At 69.5% G+C, this 17,696-nt stretch carries 19 protein-coding genes and 1 pseudogene; 13 read left to right on the top strand and 7 right to left on the bottom strand.

What is annotated here, in order from left to right; all coding sequences use genetic code 11:
• The 4 genes and pseudogenes from IM776_RS09035 to IM776_RS09020 all read right to left on the bottom strand — a co-directional run.
• Positions 1–1,074 (bottom strand): annotated as a pseudogene (locus tag IM776_RS09035) (acyltransferase family protein); the annotation flags it as partial.
• 110 nt (positions 1,075–1,184) lie between these two features.
• Complete coding sequence (locus IM776_RS09030; RefSeq protein ID WP_194419751.1) at positions 1,185–1,853, bottom strand: response regulator; 669 nt, start codon at positions 1,851–1,853, stop codon at positions 1,185–1,187.
• Complete coding sequence (locus IM776_RS09025; RefSeq protein ID WP_194419750.1) at positions 1,850–3,085, bottom strand: sensor histidine kinase; 1,236 nt, start codon at positions 3,083–3,085, stop codon at positions 1,850–1,852. The genes IM776_RS09030 and IM776_RS09025 overlap by 4 nt, the downstream gene beginning before the upstream one ends.
• A 5-nt stretch (positions 3,086–3,090) precedes the next feature.
• A complete protein-coding gene (locus tag IM776_RS09020) occupies positions 3,091–3,762 on the bottom strand; it encodes a DedA family protein (protein ID WP_194419749.1) in 672 nt (223 codons plus the stop codon).
• A gap of 160 nt (positions 3,763–3,922) precedes the next feature.
• Here IM776_RS09020 and IM776_RS09015 point away from each other — a divergent pair, with 160 nt between their 5' ends.
• Genes IM776_RS09015 through IM776_RS09005 form a run of 3 tightly spaced genes read left to right on the top strand, consistent with a single transcriptional unit; the run spans position 3,923 to position 6,735 of the window.
• Positions 3,923–5,521: an ABC-F family ATP-binding cassette domain-containing protein gene (locus tag IM776_RS09015; protein WP_194419748.1), complete on the top strand. Its 1,599-nt coding sequence runs from the start codon at positions 3,923–3,925 to the stop codon at positions 5,519–5,521.
• Positions 5,522–5,551: 30 nt separating this feature from the next.
• Positions 5,552–6,304, top strand: coding sequence for a class I SAM-dependent methyltransferase (locus tag IM776_RS09010; protein ID WP_194419747.1), 753 nt, complete (start codon positions 5,552–5,554; stop codon positions 6,302–6,304).
• Positions 6,301–6,735, top strand: a complete 435-nt coding sequence (locus tag IM776_RS09005) for a pyrimidine dimer DNA glycosylase/endonuclease V (protein WP_194419746.1) — start codon at positions 6,301–6,303, stop codon at positions 6,733–6,735. Before IM776_RS09010 ends, IM776_RS09005 begins: the two co-directional genes overlap by 4 nt.
• 109 nt (positions 6,736–6,844) lie before the next feature.
• Here the strand turns inward: IM776_RS09005 and map are convergent, their stop codons facing one another.
• A complete protein-coding gene (map, locus tag IM776_RS09000; protein ID WP_194419745.1) occupies positions 6,845–7,627 on the bottom strand; it encodes a type I methionyl aminopeptidase in 783 nt (260 codons plus the stop codon).
• A gap of 99 nt (positions 7,628–7,726) precedes the next feature.
• Between map and IM776_RS08995 the strand changes: the two genes are divergently transcribed.
• From IM776_RS08995 to dprA, 8 genes are all read left to right on the top strand, one after another.
• Positions 7,727–8,221 (top strand): MFS transporter permease, encoded by a 495-nt coding sequence (locus tag IM776_RS08995; RefSeq protein ID WP_194419744.1) that lies wholly within the window; start codon positions 7,727–7,729, stop codon positions 8,219–8,221.
• A 165-nt stretch (positions 8,222–8,386) separates the two neighbouring features.
• Complete coding sequence (gene rplS, locus IM776_RS08990; protein WP_194419743.1) at positions 8,387–8,734, top strand: 50S ribosomal protein L19; 348 nt, start codon at positions 8,387–8,389, stop codon at positions 8,732–8,734.
• Between the two features lie 120 nt (positions 8,735–8,854).
• Entirely contained in the window at positions 8,855–9,583 is a 729-nt protein-coding gene (lepB, locus tag IM776_RS08985; protein WP_194419741.1) for a signal peptidase I, read from the top strand.
• Entirely contained in the window at positions 9,583–10,242 is a 660-nt protein-coding gene (locus IM776_RS08980; protein WP_194419740.1) for a ribonuclease HII, read from the top strand. The genes lepB and IM776_RS08980 overlap by 1 nt, the downstream gene beginning before the upstream one ends.
• 20 nt (positions 10,243–10,262) lie before the next feature.
• Positions 10,263–10,589 carry a DUF2469 family protein gene (locus IM776_RS08975; protein ID WP_194419738.1) on the top strand — a complete coding sequence of 109 codons (327 nt, stop codon included), beginning with the start codon at positions 10,263–10,265 and terminating at the stop codon, positions 10,587–10,589.
• 92 nt (positions 10,590–10,681) lie between these two features.
• Positions 10,682–11,044 carry a YraN family protein gene (locus IM776_RS08970; protein ID WP_194419737.1) on the top strand — a complete coding sequence of 121 codons (363 nt, stop codon included), beginning with the start codon at positions 10,682–10,684 and terminating at the stop codon, positions 11,042–11,044.
• Positions 11,041–12,570 (top strand): YifB family Mg chelatase-like AAA ATPase, encoded by a 1,530-nt coding sequence (locus IM776_RS08965; protein WP_194419736.1) that lies wholly within the window; start codon positions 11,041–11,043, stop codon positions 12,568–12,570. Before IM776_RS08970 ends, IM776_RS08965 begins: the two co-directional genes overlap by 4 nt.
• A complete protein-coding gene (gene dprA / locus IM776_RS08960; protein WP_194419735.1) occupies positions 12,567–13,724 on the top strand; it encodes a DNA-processing protein DprA in 1,158 nt (385 codons plus the stop codon). Before IM776_RS08965 ends, dprA begins: the two co-directional genes overlap by 4 nt.
• 13 nt (positions 13,725–13,737) lie before the next feature.
• On the opposite strand, the gene IM776_RS08955 is transcribed toward dprA, so the two are convergent.
• Positions 13,738–14,394: a response regulator transcription factor gene (locus IM776_RS08955; RefSeq protein ID WP_194422576.1), complete on the bottom strand. Its 657-nt coding sequence runs from the start codon at positions 14,392–14,394 to the stop codon at positions 13,738–13,740.
• 2 nt (positions 14,395–14,396) lie between these two features.
• Positions 14,397–15,944 (bottom strand): sensor histidine kinase, encoded by a 1,548-nt coding sequence (locus IM776_RS08950; protein WP_194419733.1) that lies wholly within the window; start codon positions 15,942–15,944, stop codon positions 14,397–14,399.
• 90 nt (positions 15,945–16,034) lie between these two features.
• Between IM776_RS08950 and IM776_RS08945 the strand changes: the two genes are divergently transcribed.
• A complete protein-coding gene (locus IM776_RS08945; protein ID WP_194419732.1) occupies positions 16,035–17,153 on the top strand; it encodes a phosphotransferase family protein in 1,119 nt (372 codons plus the stop codon).
• A 98-nt stretch (positions 17,154–17,251) separates the two neighbouring features.
• On the top strand, positions 17,252–17,683 hold the full coding sequence (locus IM776_RS08940) for a hypothetical protein (RefSeq protein ID WP_194419730.1): 432 nt from the start codon (positions 17,252–17,254) through the stop codon (positions 17,681–17,683).
• Positions 17,684–17,696 lie beyond the last annotated feature (13 nt).

Below are 17,696 nucleotides of genomic sequence, written 5' to 3'. Positions count from 1 at the left end.
GCCGCCGGTCAGGGCGAAGGCGACGGCCAGCCACAGCGGCCGGGTCAGCCACCAGGCAGGGCTGCTGGGCTCGGGCAACGCGATGCCGGTGACGATCGCGAAGACGGCGGATGCGCCCGCCATGGCGAGCAGGACGGGCATGTGCCACAGGTAGATCGTCATCGCCCTGGGCGTCACGAATCCGCGCAGGCGCATGCCGAACGGTCGGAGACTCCAGCGATTCAGCCGCTCGCGCATCAACGACATCAGCATCGTGTGGGCGACGCCGACGAACAGCAGCGCGGTGGTCGGCGGGTTGAGGTTCGCGATGAGGTCGGGGGAGTGCACGCCCGAGGCGACGCTGAGCAGCAGGCCCGCGACAGCGGCGAGGCCGATGATCGCCCGCGTGCGGCGGGTGAGCGCGCCGATGCGTCCGTCGGCGAGGAAGAAGCCCAGCTGCTGCAGCGCGAGCCACACGAACGCGAGATTCAGGATGCCGACGGCATCCGCGCCTGTCCCGATGCGCACGGCGTCCACCACGACCGCCGCCGCGACGAGCAGCGCGATCGTGCGGCCCGGCGCCCGCTCGTGCGCGGCGGCGAGGGCCGGGAGCAGTACCTGGCAGAGCAGGAACACGCCCAGGAACCACAGCGGCTGGCCGAACCGGTAACCGGCGATGCCGACCAGCTCCTCGGGGACGCCGTGCAGCAGCAGGGCGGTGAGCGCGATGCCGACCACGGCGATCGTGCACACGGCCGGCAACAGGAGGCGGTGGATCCGGCCCGCCACGAACGCCGCCGGCGTTCCACCGCGCTGACGTGCCCGCACGTAGGAGGTGTACCCGGCGAAGCCGCCGACCACGAAGAACAGCGGCATCACCTGCAGCATCCAGCTCAGCGGCGTGATCCACCAGGAGCCCTCGCTCGCGTTGGCGAACAGGGGACCGGCATCCGTCACCGTGACGCCCACCATCATCGCGTGCAGGACGACGACGCCGAGCACACAGAGCGCGCGGACGAGATCGATCCCGGTGTCCCGGGCCGGCCGGGACTCGCGAGACGGGATGCTGACGGGCCGCAGTTCGGCGATGGCCATGGTTTCCTCCTCGGTGGGTGTCCGAGGAGGTTACGGACGCGGCGTCAGCGGGCACATCACCCCGCGGTGCCGTCGCGACCCGTACCGTCGTAGGGTGCGGCAGTGCGGGGTCAGGCGGGTTCGACGAGGCCGGTGTCGTACGCGAAGATCACGGCCTGCACGCGGTCGCGCGCGCCGACCTTCGCGAGCACCTTGCCGACGTGCGTCTTCACGGTCTGTTCCGCGATGAACAGCGCACTCGCGATCTCGCCGTTCGAGCGGCCCTGCCCGATGAGGACCAGCACCTCTCGCTCGCGGTCGGTGAGATCGGCGAGCAGATGCGCGGATGCCGTGGCGCGCGGCTTCTGCGCGGCGAACTGCGCGATCAGGCGGCGTGTGACGCTCGGCGACAGCAGCGCGTCTCCCGCGGCGATCACGCGCACGGCGTGCACGAGTTCGTCGGGAAGGGCGTCCTTGAGAAGGAAGCCGCTCGCACCCGCCTGGAGCGCGTCGTACACGTAGTCGTCGATGTCGAACGTGGTGAGCATGAGGATGCGCGGCACCTTGGCAGCGGGGTACGAGGGGCCCAGGATGCGGCGAGTGGCCTCGATGCCGTCGAGCTGCGGCATCCGCACGTCCATCAGGATCACGTCCGGGTCGAGTCGCGCGGCGAGCGAGACCGCCTCCAGTCCGTCGGCCGCCTGCCCTGTCACGGTGATGCCCTCGTGGGCATCCAGGAGCGCCGCGAAGCCCGCGCGCACCATCGCCTGGTCATCGGCGATGAGGACTTCTATCGTCACTGCGGTCCTTCCGTGGCCGGCGTGATCGGATGCCGCGGCATCCGCGCCGTCACGATCCAGAAGCCCGCGGCATCCGGGCCAGCGGTCACGGTGCCACCCAGCAGTGTCGCGCGCTCTGTCATGCCCCGTAACCCATGGCCACCGGGACTGCCGGCCGGTTCGCCGTCGTACTCGTTGCGGATCGTGACGGTCACGTCCGTGTCATCCGCCATCAACGATACCGAGATCGGCGACCCGGGGGCGTGCCGGACGGCGTTGCTCAGCGCCTCCTGTGTGATCCGGTACGTGGCGAGCTGCGTCGCCGCCGACACCTCGTCGCTGACCGCCTGGCTCAGCGACACCGCGGCACCGGCGCGACGGATGGTCTCGACGAGCGCCGGAACATCGTCGATCCCGCGCTGCGGCGCGAGCTCGGCGGTCTGGTCCTCGGTGCGCAGCACGCCGAGGATGCGCCGCATCTCGGTGAGGGCGCCGCGCGCGGACGCGGCGATGTCGTCGAACTCGGACGCGGCCTCGGACGCGAGGTCGGGGACGCGATACCGCGCGGTGGACGCCTGCACCTGGATGAGCGACATGCTGTGCGCCACCACATCGTGCAGCTCGCGTGCGATGCGGGTGCGCTCTTCCACGAGCTCGCGCCGGGACTGCTCCTTCGCGGTGTGCGCGCGTTCGCGGGTGAGCTCCTCGCCCAGACGTAGGCGTCCGGCGAGCAGGACCGCGACGAGGTAGACACCGCTGACGATCGAGGTCGTCACGATGAGGGAGTTGCCGCTGGGGACGGACGGCAGCATGACGGCGGCCGTCACTCCTGCGGCCGTGCCCAGCACGAGCTGGATCAGCCCGGGGCGCCAGCCGTGCCGGAAGGTGATCGCGGCCACCACGACGGCGAAGGCGATCAGCATGGGCACCGACCACGGCCACGGCGCGCCGACCGCCGCATCGCGCGCCACCATGAGCGGGATGAGCACGCTGGATGCCGTGAACAGGATGATCGCGAGGTTCGGATACCGCACCGACACCAGGGGAGCGCCCACCGCCGCGAGTCCGAGTGTCATGGTCACGGCGACCGGGGAGCCGTACGCTGCCGCGTGAATGGGTACGAGCACCGAGTACAGGACGACGGCGATGGCGGCGAGGATCACCACGAGCGCGGTCGTGCGGTCGCGGGGCCACAGCCGGAGACGGCGGGAGGGCTTCTTCCTGCGTTCTTTCCGCTCCTTCTTCGCCCTCATGGGAGTCATCCTGCCACCTCGGCCGGGCTGGCCTCGCGAACGGCATCCGCGGGCACAACGATGACGGCGTCGTCCGCCAGTGCGCGGCGGCGGCGCCGGAACGCCGTCACGCGATCGATGATCAGGCCGATGACGAGGGCGAACGCGACGCCGAGGACGGCGCTGAGCAGCGGCTGGTCCTCGAGCCAGTGGCCGGCGAGGATGCCGATGCCGGCGCTGTACAGCGCCCAGGTGATGCCGGCGAGCGCGCTCAGCGGCAGGAACCGGCGCCACGGGTAGCCGAGCGCTCCGGCGGACATGTTCACCACGACCCGGCCGACGGGGATGTAGCGGGCGCCGAGGATGAGGGGCGCGCCGCTGCGGGTGAGTGTGCTCTGGGCACGTGCGAAAGCCGCGGCGACGCGGGGACGTCGCATCCACGCGAAGCGGGTCGTGCCGACGGAGCGGCCGATCGCGTAGGCGATGTTGTCGCCGATCATCGCGCCGATCGCCGCGAGCGCGCACAGCAACCACAGGTTCGTGCCGCCTGTGGATGCCGCGACCGCCGCCGCCGCGACCAGGACGGTCTCGCTGGGGATCGGCGGGAAGAAGCCATCGATCACGGCCGTCGCGAACATGACGAGGTACAGCCACGGAGAAGCGGCGGCCTGCAGGATGAGCTCGTTGATGATGTCCACGAGGAGAACCTACGTACGAGGCGGATGCCGGCACATCACTCTGCGGTATCGACCGCGTCATACCTCAGAGGGGTCTTCCCGGGGAAGACGCATCGCCGGGCGACCTATACTGGGAGGCTGGCCGTTCGGCCGCAAACCCCTGACGAAACGGACTTCCGCTGTGCTTGCCGTGCACGACCTCGAGATTCGCGTGGGCGCCCGCCTCCTGATGGAGAACGTGTCGTTCCGCGTCGCCGACGGCGACAAGATCGGCCTGGTCGGACGCAACGGCGCCGGCAAGACCACCCTCACCAAGGTGCTCGCCGGTGACCTGCTGCCGTCTGGCGGCAAGGTGACGAAGTCCGGCGAGCTCGGATACCTGCCGCAGGATCCTCGCTCAGGCGACCCCGAGATGCTCGCACGCACCCGCATCCTGGATGCCCGAGGACTGGGATCGATTCAGCTCGGCATGGCGAAGGCCGCCGAGGACATGGCATCCACCGACGCCGCCATCGCCGACAAGGCGATGCGGAAGTTCGCGAACTTCACCGAGAGGTTCGAATCACTCGGAGGCTACGCGGCCGAGGCGGAGGCGGCATCCATCGCCAACAACCTCTCACTGCCCGATCGCATCCTCGACCAGCCGCTGAAGAGCCTCTCCGGTGGTCAGCGCCGTCGCATCGAGCTGGCCCGCATCCTGTTCTCGGATGCGGAGACGATGATCCTCGATGAGCCGACCAACCACCTCGATGCCGACAGCGTCATCTGGCTGCGCGAGTTCCTGAAGAACTACAAGGGCGGGCTGATCGTGATCAGCCACGACGTCGAGATCGTCGGCGAGACCGTGAACCGAGTGTTCTACCTGGACGCGAACCGGCAGAACATCGACATCTACAACATGAACTGGAAGAACTACCTGCGTCAACGGGTAGCCGACGAAGAACGGCGCAAGAAGGAGCGTGCGAACGCCGAGAAGAAGGCGACCTCGCTGCAGCAGCAGGCCGCCCGCTTCGGGGCGAAGGCGTCGAAGGCCGCGGCCGCGCACCAGATGGTCGCCCGTGCCGAGAAACTGCTGGCGGGACTGGACGACGTGCGCGAGGTCGACCGGGTCGCCAAGCTGCGGTTCCCGAAGCCGGCGCCGTGCGGCAAGACGCCGCTGATGGCCTCCGGCCTGTCGAAGTCGTACGGGTCGCTGGAGATCTTCACCGACGTCGACCTCGCGATCGACCGCGGATCCAAGGTGGTCGTGCTCGGCCTGAACGGTGCCGGAAAGACGACACTGCTGCGCATGCTCGCCGGCGTCGACCAGCCCGACACCGGCCAGCTCGAGCCGGGTCACGGGCTCAAGGTCGGCTACTACGCGCAGGAGCACGAGAACCTCGACGTCGATCGATCGGTGCTGCAGAACATGGTCTCCGCGGCACCGCACATCACCGAGACCGAGGCGCGCCGCGTGCTCGGATCGTTTCTGTTCACGGGCGACGACGTGCTCAAGCCCGCGGGCGTCCTCTCGGGCGGTGAGAAGACCCGCCTGTCGCTCGCGACGCTGGTGGTGTCGTCGGCTAACCTCCTGCTGCTCGACGAGCCCACCAACAACCTCGACCCCGCGTCGCGCGAGGAGATCCTCGACGCGCTCGCGCACTACGAGGGAGCTGTGGTGCTGGTCTCGCACGACCCCGGCGCGGTGCAGTCGCTGAACCCCGAGCGCGTGCTGATCCTGCCCGACGGTGTCGAGGACATCTGGAACCAGGAGTACCAGGACCTCATCGAGCTCGCGTAGCGCCGGCTCGTGGCGCGGTAGCGTCGAGGGATGGTGGACCAGGAGCTGGCGAAGGCGTTCGAAGGCATCGGCGAGGAGTACGACCGGTACCGGCCGGGGTTCCCGGATGCCGCGGCTGATGTGATCCTGCCGGAGGGCGTGGATGCCGTGCTCGATCTGGGCGCGGGGACCGGCAAGTTCACCGCGCTGCTGCTGGATCGCGCCGAGCGCGTGACCGCCGTCGAGCCATCCGCGACGATGCTCGAGGTGCTTCGTGTGAAGCTGCCGACCGTCGAGGCGCTGGCCGGCGGCGCGGAGAGCATCCCGCTGCCGGACGGGGCGGTGGATGCCGTCACGGTGGCGCAGGCGTTCCACTGGTTCGACCGGGATGCCGCGTGCGCCGAGATCAGGCGTGTGCTCGTGCCGGGCGGCGTGCTCGGGCTGCTCTGGAACCACTCCGATCCGACGTGCGCATGGGATCGCGCGTGCCACCGCGTGGCGCACCCGGCTGTCACTGAGGATGCCGATTCGACGACGGCCTCCGCTGCTGACGAGCTGCCGGGGTTCGCCTTCGACCATCGCACCGAGACCTCCTGGTCGGAGCAGATCAGCCGTGCCGACTACATCCGCCGCTGGCTCACGGTCAGCAGCTTCCTTGCCGCTGACGAAGACACCCGCACCGACATGGTCGCCCGGCTCGACAGCATCCTCGACACCGATCCGGCGACCGTCGGCCGCGACACGTTCACCCTGCCGATGATCACCGACGTCTTCGTGTACCGCGCGGTCGGTTCCGGCGGATGAGGCTCTGGTCGGTGCATCCGCGCTACCTCGATCGGCAGGCGCTCGTCGCCTGCTGGCGGGAGACGCTGCTCGCGCAGAAAGTTCTCTGCGGCGAGACGCGCGGGTACACGCGGCATCCGCAACTCGAGCGCTTTCAGGCGCAGGAGGATCCGGTCGCGTCTGTGGGCGCGTACCTCGAGGGCGTCGCCGCCGAAGCCGATGCACGCAGGTATCGCTTCGATCGCACTCGCATCCGACGCCCGTCGGCGGCCGTGCCGCTGATCGATGTCACGAACGGGCAACTGACGCTGGAGTGGATGCACTTGAAAGCCAAGCTCGCCACCCGCAGCCCCGAGGTCCTCGCCCGCTGGCAGGACGTCGCGGCGCCCGACCCGCACCCTCTCTTCCGCGTCGTCCCCGGCCCGCGCGCGGCGTGGGAGCGCGCCACTTGATCGAGAATTGACCTGCCCGATGAGAACTGCCGTGCCAGCACGATTGTCGCGCGGCAAGGCAATTCTCGCGGGGGAGAGGGCGAGGGAGAGGGCGAGGGGCGGCGCGCGTCTACTTGACGCCGAGGAAGCTGCGGTCGGTCAGGACGATCGGGCCGTCCGCGGTGATCGCCACCGTGTGCTCGGAGTGCGCGCCGCGCGAGCCGTCGGCACTGCGCAGCGTCCAGCCGTCCTCGTCGGTGCGCAGCTCGTCGGTGGTGGCGAGGAACCAGGGCTCCAGCGCGAGGACCAGGCCGTCGCGCAGCGGGAAGCCGCGCCCGGCGCGACCATCGTTCGCGACGTGCGGGTCGCCGTGCATCGTGCGACCCACGCCGTGGCCGCCGAAGTCGGTGTTGATCGAGTAGCCCTCACCGTGGGCGACCTGGGCGACAGCCGCCGAGATGTCGCCGATGCGGTTGCCGACGGTCGCCGCGGCGATCGCGGCATCCAGAGCGCGCTCGGTCGTGTCGATCAGCCGGAGATCCTCGTCCCGAGGCGTGCCGACCACGAAGGAGACCGCCGAGTCCGCGACCCAGCCGTCTACGGCGACCGCGAAGTCCAGCGAGACGAGGTCGCCGTCGCGCAGCGTGTAGTCGTGGGGGAGTCCGTGCAGCACGGCGTCGTTGATCGACGTGCAGATGACCTTGCCGAACGGGCCGTTGCCGAACGAGGGGGCGTAGTCGATGTAGCAGGACTCCGCGCCGCCCTTGCGGATCAGATCGTGAGCCTTGCGGTCGATCGTGAGCAGATTGGTGCCCACCTTCGTCTCTTCGCGCAGCGTCGCCAGGGTCTCGGCGACGAAACGTCCCGCAGCTCGCATCTCTTCGATCTCGGCCGGGGTGCGCAGTTCGATCATGGTGTTCCTCTCGTCTCCACCATTCTCCCTGATCGGAACAGGCGCCCGCTCACAGCGAACACCCGAGCTGAACCGCGCGGCGACGCCTACGATCGGAGTATGTGGTTGCGGCGCGCGTTCTATCGCTGGATGTTCCCGGCGGCGGTCGTGCTGCCGCTGTGGCTGATGATCGGCTGGGGCATCTTCAATGCTGGCGGCTGGGCGTTCCTGTGGGTGCTGTTCATCGCGATCCCCTCCGTGTTCGTCGGGCAGCTCGTGCTGACACTCCTCCAGCGGGCGCGGCCGTCCGCCAGGGAGACCCGTACGGCGTCGTGGTGGGATGTGCTCGGCTTCGGCGTCTGGCACGCGCTCACGATCGCTGTCGGATGCTATCCGGAAGCGTGGTTCCCGCTCCTGCTCATTGGTGCGATCGCCGTCGCACTCGCGCTGTTCTGGCTGATGCTGTGGCAGCTGTGGGGCGAGGCCCGCACGGCGGGTCCCGGCATCCGGTTCCTCGGGACAACGCCCAGGGATGCGGAGCCCGAGCCGTCGCGGCGTTCGCCCGCCGACGCGGATGTGTTCATCATCAGGGAGAAGCCCGACGCCGGCAGCTGAGCGGTTTTGGCCGGATGCCGGATCCATGGCAGAATAGTTCTTTGTGCCGTGACCGACTCTGCCTCAGGGGAGTCCGCGTTCGCATCATGCGCCGTGCGGCACACACTTCACGTATTCCTTCCATTCCATGCATCCGACCTGTGGCGAGTGCAGAGAGAGACGATCATGCAGATCCTGGACGCCGTCGACGCGGCTTCGCTCCGTTCCGACATTCCCGACTTCCGCCCCGGTGACACCGTCAAGGTGCACGTCAACATCACCGAGGGCACCCGCTCCCGCATCCAGGTCTTCCAGGGCGTCGTGCTCGGTCGCCAGGGCGACGGTGTGCGCGAGACCTTCACGGTCCGCAAGATCAGCTTCCAGGTGGGCGTCGAGCGCACCTTCCCGGTGCACTCCCCGGTGATCGACCACATCGAGGTCGTCACCCGCGGTGACGTGCGTCGCGCGAAGCTCTACTACCTCCGCAACCTGCGCGGCAAGAAGGCCAAGATCAAGGAGAAGCGCGACAACTGATCGCGTTCTCCAACGAAGCACCCCGGGACACAGCGTCCCGGGGTGCTTCGTTTCATCCGGAGTGTGCGAACCTTGAAGGGCCGTCACTGCGCGGTGCGAAGACCTGTGTGAAGGAATGCGATGACGACTGAATCCGCCCCGGACGTCCCCCAGAAGCGGAGGCGCGGATTCTGGGTCTTCCTGCGCGACGTCCTGGTGATCATCGTCATCGCGGCGCTGGTGTCCTTCCTGGTGAAGAGCTTCGTGGTCCGCTCGTTCTACATCCCATCAGCGTCGATGGAGAAGACGCTGCTGGTGAACGACCGCATCCTCGTCGACGAGCTCACCCCCCGCTGGACGGGCTACGAGCGCGGTGACGTCGTCGTGTTCGCTGATCCGGGCGGATGGCTCCCCGTGCAGGCGAAAGAGCCGCGCGGGCCCGTTGTTCTCGAGTGGTTCGACGGACTGCTGACGCTCATCGGGTTGTCGTCGTCCGACAGCGAGGATCACCTCGTCAAGCGCCTGATCGGCCTTCCCGGCGACCATGTGGTGTGCTGCAACTCGCTAGGACAGATCACCATCAACGACGCCCCGATCGACGAGTTGTCGTACCTCAGCCTCCCCGAGGGCGACACGGCAGCGTCCAATGAGCCCTTCGACGTCACCGTGCCGGAGGAGTCCATCTGGGTCCTCGGCGACAATCGCGACCGCTCGCAGGATGCCCGCGCGCATCAGGATCTGCCAAGTGGCGGCTTCGTGCCGCTCGACAATGTCGTCGGCAAGGCGTTCCTGACGACGTGGCCGTTGCCGCGCATCGGCACGATCGACGGCCACCACGACGTGTTCAACGGCGTCCCGGAGCCGGACTGATGATCGTCACCGCTCCCCGGCTCACGCTAGAGCGCAAGCTCCTCGCCGAATACGACCTGATCATCTCGCTCGATGAGGTCGGTCGCGGCGCTCTCGCCGGCCCTGTCGCTGTCGGCGCTGCAGTGATGGATGCCGCCGGTGCGCGCAGACGCGTCCCGGAGGGGTTGCGCGACTCGAAGCTCGTGACCGAGAAGCGTCGGCCGGACGTCGCCGCTCGCGCGGCGGCCTGGGTGCAGGCGTCCGCCGTCGGCTGGGCGAGTGCGGCGGAGATCGACGAGGTCGGGATCATGCGGGCGCTGGGGCTCGCGGCGTCGCGCGCGATCGACGGCGTCGTCGCGCAGGGTGCCCTGCTCGACGGGGCGCTGGTCATCCTGGACGGCAACCACGACTACGTCTCCCGCGCGCATCCCGCGCCGTTGGAGGTGCGCTCGGTCATCAAGGGCGACCGCGACTGCGCTTCGGTGTCTGCGGCGTCCGTCATCGCGAAGGTGACCAGGGACGCCCACATGGGCGAGCTGCACTGCGCGCATCCGCTGTATCAGTGGGATCGGAACAAGGGATACGCGAGCGCTGAGCACCGCGTCGCGATCCGTGACGCCGGACTGTCGCCGTTCCACCGCGCATCGTGGGCGATCGCGGATGCGCCCACCCTCTTCTGAACTCATAGGATGGACTCATCATGGATGAAGAGGCATTCGACGACTACGACCGCGAACTCGAACTCGCGCTGTTCCGCGAGTACCGCGACGTCGTCGGGCAGTTCCAGTACGTCGTCGAGACCGAGCGCCGGTTCTACCTCGCCAACGAGGTGAACGTCGTGAGGCGCGACACCGAGCACGACTTCTACTTCGAGATCTCGATGGCGGACGTCTGGGTGTGGGACATCTACCGCGCGGACCGGTTCGTCAAGGCGGTGCGCGTGCTCACGTTCAAGGACGTCAACGTCGAGGAGCTGCAGCGTCGCGAGTTCGAGCTTCCCGAGGAACTCTCGCTCGACGGCAAGTGACTTCTCTCCACAGTTCGCCCCTGCCGGAGCCCTGTGCACAGGTCGTGGTTTCCCGGGGCTGACAGCCAGCGGTCCGAGTGCAGGCTGTCGGCATGGCAGCGAAAGACGAATTCGGTCGGGACGGTGAGGATCGCGCCGCGCGTCATCTGACGGAGCGCGGGTACCGGATCCTGGATCGCAACTGGCGGTGCACCCAGGGCGAGATCGACATCGTCGCTGAGCGTGACGGCAACCTCTGCATCGTCGAGGTGAAGACCAGGCGCTCGATCGCGTTCGGTCACCCCTTCGAGGCGGTCGACGAGCGCAAGCGCGAGCGGCTCTGGCGGCTCGCGTACGCATGGTGCAAGACGCATGCCGAGCTCGCGGCGGGCCGGATGCTGCGCATCGAGGTGATCGGCATCATCGGCGCCGACCCGGCCGAAGCGACGATCGAGCACCTGGTGGACCTGCGATGAGGACCGCCCGCACGTGGGCGGTCGCACTCACCGGCGTGGACGGCCACCTCGTCGAGATCGAAGCGGATGTGTCGAATCAGACGCCGGGGTTCAAGATCGTCGGCCTTCCGGACAAAGCACTGGGCGAAGCTGCGCAACGGGTGCACAACGCCGTGACGAATGCCGCGCTGGAGCTCACCAGGCGCCGCCTCACCGTGAACCTGTCGCCTGCCAGCCTGCCCAAGCACGGCAGTGGGTTCGATCTGGGCATCGCGATCTCGGCGGTGGCGACCGGGGGAGTGCTGGATGCCGCGTCCATCGCCCGCACCGTGCACATCGGCGAGCTCGGGCTGGACGGGCGAGTTAGACCGGTGCCCGGTGTCCTGCCCGCGGTCTTCGCCGCGTCGCGCGCAGGGTTCGAACGGGTGATCGTGCCGCACGCGAACGAGGCAGAGGCGCGACTCGTTCCTGGGATGCAGGTGCGCGCGGCGACGACCCTGGCAGAGGTCGCGATGTGGCACGGCGCGGACGTCCCCGTCGTCGACGTCGAACCCGTGATCGCCGAGGCACCGTCCGCGGCGGCGCCTGAGATGCTCGACCTCGCGGACGTCGTCGGACAGGAGGAGGCCGTCGAGGCGCTGATCGCCGCTGCCGCCGGCGGGCACCACATGCTGATGAGCGGCCCTCCCGGCGCGGGAAAGACGATGCTCGCGCGGCGGCTCCCCGGAATACTGCCCGCGCTGACCGAGGACGAGGCGCTCGAGGTCGCCGCGGTCCGGTCGCTGTCCGGCGCCGTCATCAACGTGCTCGACGATGTGCCGCCGTTCGAGGCGCCGCACCACAGCGCTTCCGTCGCCGCACTGGTCGGAGGAGGGTCGCGGGCCGTGCGGCCCGGCGCGATCGTGCGCGCGCACCGCGGCATCCTGTTCCTGGATGAAGCCGCCGAGTTCTCCCGCGTGGCGCTCGACGCCCTGCGTCAGCCGCTGGAGTCCGGGTCCATCGAGATCGATCGCGCCGGATTCCGCGCGCGTTTCCCCGCCCGGTTCCAACTCGTCCTGGCGACGAATCCATGTCCGTGCGGCAACTACGGCGTGCGTGGCGCGGAGTGCATCTGCCCGCCGATGGCCATCCGCCGGTACTCCGCGCGACTGTCCGGTCCGCTGCGCGATCGTATCGACATCGACCTGCAGGTGGCGCGTGTGGCGGCGTCCAGGGCGACGTCGGCTGAGCGTGCAGCCGTGACGAGCGCGGATGCCGCGGCGCAGGTCGCGGCGGCGCGCGCACGGGCAGCGAAACGCTGGGCGGGCACGCCATGGACGCTCAACGCCGAGGTCGCCGGTGCGTGGCTGCGTCAGGGGGAGCGGCGGCTTCCGCGCGAGATCCGCGCCCCGCTGGACCGCGCACTCGAGCGCGGGCAGCTCACTCTGCGCGGGTACGACCGGGTGCTGCGCCTGGCATGGACCATGGCCGACCTCGCCGGGGAGGAGACGCCCGGCGCCGAAGAATTGGGCCGCGCGCTGTTCCTGAAGAGAGGACTGATCGCATGATCGATGCACTGCTGGGCGACGGCGGGATCCGGAAGGCAGCGGCGGCGGCTCGGCCCGGCCACGATCCGGCGACGACGCTCGCACGCGTCGCGTGGAGCGTGCTGGCCGAGCCGGGCGACGGCGTCGCCGGTGCGCTGATCTCGCAGCTGGGCGCTGTCGAGGCGCTCCGGTTCGGGCTGTCGGACGAGAGCTTCGGGCTGGCCGAGAAGACGATCCAGGACGGACGTCGTCGCTGGCTCCCCAGGGCGCAGCCACGCGCGATCGGTGACGCGCTGCGCGGTGCCGCGGAGGTCGGGGCGCGGCTGATGCTGCCGGGGGACGCCGAATGGCCCGGCGCTCTCGACGACCTCGGCGATCACGCACCCGCCGTGCTGTGGGTGCGTGGAGATCCTGCGCACCTGGCCGCGCCCAGCCGGGTGTCGATCGTCGGCGCCAGGGCCGCGACGGCGTACGGCGATGCGGTGGCCGCCGAACTGGCGGGCGACCTCGCCGCGACCGGCAACGTGGTCGTCTCGGGCGGTGCATACGGCATCGACGGGTCCGCGCACAGGGCCGCGCTCGGCGCGGGTGGCGGAACAGTCGCCTTCCTCGCCGGCGGGGTGGATCGTGCGTACCCGGCCGGCCACCTGCAGCTGTTCGAGCGCATCAGATCATCCGGAGCTCTCGTCAGCGAACTGCCGTGCGGTGCAGCACCGACCAAGTTCAGGTTCCTGTCGCGCAACAGGCTCATCGCGGCTCTCGGCGCCGCCACGGTCGTCGTCGAGGCCGGGTGGCGCAGCGGTTCGCTCAATACGGCAGCTCATGCGTCATCCCTCGGTCGCCCGCTCGGCGCCGTGCCAGGGCCGGTCACCTCCGCCGCATCGGCGGGATGCCACCGACTGATGCGCGAGTACGACGCTCAGTGCGTGACGAATGCGGCAGAGGTGCGCGAACTGATGGGTGTCGACGCCGATCACCCTGGTGCGGAACCGAGATCCGACCCCGACCAGACGCGCCTCCTCGACGCGATGAGCAGCAGGACACCGCATCCGCCCGCCGAACTCGCGCGCAGCGCCGGCCTCTCGGTCGAGCGCACGAGAGCGCTGCTGGGAACCCTGAGCCTCGAGGGACGGGTCGAGCAGATCGAGACGGGCTGGCGCCGTGCGCCGCTGTGAGGATGAGCCGAAATCAGGTCAGGCGGTAGCCGACGCCCCTGACCGTCTCGATGCGGTCGGCGCCGATCTTCTGCCGCAGGTAGCCGATGTACACGTCGGCGACGTTCGACCCGGGATCGAAGTCGTAGCCCCACACCCGGCTGAGGAGCTGTTCCCGGCTCAGCACCTGACCGGCATGACGGATGAGCTCCTCGGCCAGAGCGAACTCGCGTGCCGACAGTTCGACGGCGTGTGCGCCGACGCGTGCCCTGCGCGAGCGGATGTCGAGGTGCAGATCGCCGTGCGAGAGATCGCTGACCGCGATCTGCTCCTCCCTGCGCATCCGGAGCCGGATGCGGGCCAGCAGCTCGTCGAACCGGAACGGCTTGCCCAGGTAGTCGTCCGCGCCGCCCTCGAGACCGGCGATCGTGTCGTGCAGTTCGACCCGCGCGGTCAGCATGATCACCGGCAGCTTCGATCCGGATCCGCGCAGCCGCTCCAGCACCTCGAATCCGTCGAAGCCCGGCAGATTCACGTCGAGCACCAGCAGGTCGAACTCGTCGGTCTGCGCGAGGTCGAGCGCATCCGGCCCGGTGGCGGCGACGCGCGTCGCGAAGCCGGCCGCCCGCAGCCCCTTGTCGATGAACCCCGAGATGCGCGGTTCGTCGTCTGCGATCAGGATCGATGCCATGGTCACCGACCTCCTGGGGTGGTCGATGCGTCGGTGGATGCATCCGCATCCGGCACCTGCGGCAGCGGTGGCCGCGTCGGGATCACCAGATCATCAGAGATGTCGTGCAGCGGCGGCTGCGCCGGCGCGGCGGGCACGCGGAGAACGAAGAGAGCACCGCCACCATCCGCGTCCTCGACGCGGACAGATCCGTGGTGCGCCCTGGCGATCACCTGCACGATGTGGAGGCCGAGCCCGCTGCCGTTGCGTGCGGAGGTGTCGGCGCCGCGATGGAATCGGTCGAAGACGAGCGGCTTGACGTCCTCGGGAACGCCGGAGCCGAAGTCGCGGACCCACAGCTCGAGGCTCTCCGCGGTGAGGCGGCTCCCGATCTCGAGCCGGCCACCGCCGTGCGTGACCGCATTCTGCGCGAGCTGGAGCATCGCCTGCGTGATGCGCGCCGCATCCAGCAGGGCCGCGCTCTGGGCAACGGGGCCGACCTCCACCTCGGCGCCCTCGATTCCCTGCGCCTTGCGCGCGATCTGCCTGACGAGATCGGCGGCATCGACGTGCCGGAGCTGCACAGGGCTCGGACCGTGCAGAGCAGCCGCCGAGGCGAGATCCTGCACGAGGCGCCCCATGCGTTCGAGTTCGTCGACGGCGAGTTCCCGGGTCTGGCGCGCATCGTCCGCGTCGGCTGGATCCATGACCTCGAGATGACCTCGCACGATCGTGATCGGTGTCTTGAGTTCGTGTCCGACGTCGCTCAGCAGCTGCCGCTGCGACTCCAGCGCGTCGTCGATCCGGTCGAGCATGTCGTTCATCGTCTCCGACAGCTCCGCGACGTCGTCGTTCCCCTCGACGGGAAGCCGCTCGTCCAGGGACTGTGCGGTGATCCGCTCCGCCGTCTCGCGCATCTGACGCAGCGGGCGCAGCAGGCGTGTGGCGACGATGGATCCGGTGGCGGCGATCACGAGCAGCGTGATCGCCGACGCCCACAGGAACATCACGGCCGAGTCGTTGATCTCGGCGAGCTCGGCATCGAGGTCGTAGACGAGCACGAACACCACCTCGGCGGGCTCCGGAGAACCCTCGACGACGATCGGCGCCGCGAGGTACCGCCACGTCGAACCGTCCTCCGCGTACGTCGCGATGACCGGTGCCTCGCCGCTGAGCAGCTCGTCCGCGTGGCGTGCGAAGGCGGCCTCGTCCTGCAGATCGAGATCGAGCTGGATGCCCGGCACCGTCGTGATGACGCCGTCCACCATGCCCATGGCTCCGGTGTTGTCGTCCGGGCTCATCCTCTGGACCACCGCCGCAAGCGCTGTCGACGAGGAGTCCCAGCTGCCGCCATCGGCGCCTTCGCCGACGATGAAGCGGGCCGATTCGAGATTGTCGTGCAGTCGGGCGTCGACCTGCTCGAGAATCCGCTGGCGCTCGACGAAGTACACCGACAGGCCCACGGCGAGCAGTCCGATCGCGGCGACCGCGGTGATGGCGGCGACGATGCGCGTGCGCACCGAGATCGCCAACCGGCGTCGGCGTGCAGGGGCTGCATCGGATGAGGTCACAATTCCAGTATCCCGACGCGGTGGAGGGGCGGGCGCTTACCTAAGAGAGATCTCATCCGGTGACCGGCTCCGGCGTGCTGGAATCGAAGCATGCGTGAACCGGACGAAGACATGCGGATGCTGGCATCCGCTCTCGACCTCGACGTCGACGCCATCGCGTTCCACTCGCGCGAGCCGCTGGGCGGGGGATCGGTGACGGGAGCGCAGGTGGACGCCGGCGAACCGCTGCTCTACTACGTCGACACCTCGGGCCTGCCCGTCCCCGCCGAGACCGGACTGGTCGCCCGCGCGGACGAGGGCGAGCCGACGGTGCGGATCTGGCAGCATCCCTCCGATCCGCACCTCCCCGGGCTCGCACCGGTCGCCTTCCACCATGCCGCGCAGACCCTGCTCGCGCGTCTGGGCATCGTCACCGATGCCGTCCCCGAACTCGTCGCGTACCGACCCGGGCGGCGCGCCGTCCTGCGGATTCAGGCGTCCGCTGGCCCCGTCTGGCTGAAGGTGGTGCGTCCCTCGCGGGTGGAGCGCATCGTCCGGGCCGGAACCGCGGTGGCCGCGGCCGGGCTGCCGGTACCCGCCGTGCACGGATGGTCCGGCGAGGGTCTCATCGTGATGGCGGATGCCGCCGGAGTGCCCGCCCAGGATGTCGAATGGGATCCTCAGCAGCTGCTCGACGAGGTCGGCGTGCTGCGTTCGGCGCTGGCGCGGGCCGACTGGGACCATCGCGGCGCCGGCACCGCCGCACGGCTGGAGTGGTACGAATCGCACGCGGGGCCTCGGGCGAGCGAGATCCTGACCGCGGCCCGGAGGCTGCTCGACGCGGGCCCCGGGCCCGCATCGCCGACCGTGATCCACGGTGACCTGCACTTCGGACAGCTGTTCCTCGAGGATCGGCGCATCAGCGGACTGATCGACGTCGACACGCTCGCGCTCGGAGATGCGGCGGAGGACTCCGCGGCCTTCCTCTCGCACGCGATCGCGAGCGCACTTCTCACCGACTACAGCGTCCGTGCTCGCGTGTGGGCGCTCGCGGATCTCGCCGCAGACACCTGGGGCGCGGACGACCGCGTGCGCGGCCTGACCCTGACCCACCTCGCGGGCCATCTCATCGCGGCGGAGGAGCGCGGGGATCACGATCACGCGATCGGCCTCGCCGATGCGTCGCACGCGATCATCGGCGGCAGGGAGCCATCGGCCGGAGCGGGCTAAGAACGCTCTCATCGTCGGTTTCGATGAGCCTTAGCGAACGTGACGACGATGGATATAGACATCGAAGCCGGAACACCGGCGCACAGACAGGAGATGACATGTTCAGCAAGAAGTGGATCGTCTACGGAATCACCGGACTCGCCGGAATCGGCGTCGTCGCGGGAGGCGCCGCGGCAGCTGCCGGGACGATGGACCTGAGGACGACAGACGGCACGGTCGTCCCCGGCGGTGCCATCACCGACCGCGGCGGAGTGCTCAGCGGCAGCACCGTGCAGATGCGCGAGACGAACTCGTCCGTGACGGTCGTGAGCACCCCGTCCGCCGCAACCGTGCAGTCCGCCCCCACCGTTCGCTCAGCGGCCTCCGTGCAGTCCGCCGCGTCCGTGCAGAGCGTCGCGAGTGCGGCATCCGCCCCGGCTCCGGCACCCGCCCCCGCTCCCGCGCCGGCCTCCGCAGCCAGCGCCGCGTCGATCGCGAGCCCCGCGTCCGCACCCAGCGCCGCCTCGGTCGCCAGCGCCGCGTCGAACTGAGTTCGAGCGCACC

Source organism: Microbacterium abyssi (genome assembly GCF_015277895.1).
In the GTDB taxonomy this organism is placed as follows: Bacteria; Actinomycetota; Actinomycetes; order Actinomycetales; family Microbacteriaceae; genus Microbacterium; species Microbacterium abyssi.
Note: the sequence above shows the minus strand (reverse complement) of the source record. Positions and strands in the feature narration are given on the sequence as shown.

Bases quoted from the DNA above. Each gene is read 5' to 3' on its own strand.
- IM776_RS09005 (WP_194419746.1), top strand. From the start codon at position 6,301: ATGAGGCTCTGGTCGGTGCATCCGCGCTACCTCGATCGGCAGGCGCTC.
- IM776_RS09025 (WP_194419750.1), bottom strand. From the start codon at position 3,085: ATGAGGGCGAAGAAGGAGCGGAAAGAACGCAGGAAGAAGCCCTCCCGC.
- lepB (WP_194419741.1), top strand. From the start codon at position 8,855: ATGACGACTGAATCCGCCCCGGACGTCCCCCAGAAGCGGAGGCGCGGA.
- IM776_RS08995 (WP_194419744.1), top strand. From the start codon at position 7,727: ATGTGGTTGCGGCGCGCGTTCTATCGCTGGATGTTCCCGGCGGCGGTC.
- rplS (WP_194419743.1), top strand. From the start codon at position 8,387: ATGCAGATCCTGGACGCCGTCGACGCGGCTTCGCTCCGTTCCGACATT.
- map (WP_194419745.1), bottom strand. From the start codon at position 7,627: ATGATCGAACTGCGCACCCCGGCCGAGATCGAAGAGATGCGAGCTGCG.
- IM776_RS08940 (WP_194419730.1), top strand. From the start codon at position 17,252: ATGTTCAGCAAGAAGTGGATCGTCTACGGAATCACCGGACTCGCCGGA.
- IM776_RS08980 (WP_194419740.1), top strand. From the start codon at position 9,583: ATGATCGTCACCGCTCCCCGGCTCACGCTAGAGCGCAAGCTCCTCGCC.
- IM776_RS08975 (WP_194419738.1), top strand. From the start codon at position 10,263: ATGGATGAAGAGGCATTCGACGACTACGACCGCGAACTCGAACTCGCG.
- IM776_RS08965 (WP_194419736.1), top strand. From the start codon at position 11,041: ATGAGGACCGCCCGCACGTGGGCGGTCGCACTCACCGGCGTGGACGGC.
- IM776_RS08970 (WP_194419737.1), top strand. From the start codon at position 10,682: ATGGCAGCGAAAGACGAATTCGGTCGGGACGGTGAGGATCGCGCCGCG.
- IM776_RS08945 (WP_194419732.1), top strand. From the start codon at position 16,035: ATGCGTGAACCGGACGAAGACATGCGGATGCTGGCATCCGCTCTCGAC.
- IM776_RS09010 (WP_194419747.1), top strand. From the start codon at position 5,552: ATGGTGGACCAGGAGCTGGCGAAGGCGTTCGAAGGCATCGGCGAGGAG.
- IM776_RS08955 (WP_194422576.1), bottom strand. From the start codon at position 14,394: ATGGCATCGATCCTGATCGCAGACGACGAACCGCGCATCTCGGGGTTC.
- dprA (WP_194419735.1), top strand. From the start codon at position 12,567: ATGATCGATGCACTGCTGGGCGACGGCGGGATCCGGAAGGCAGCGGCG.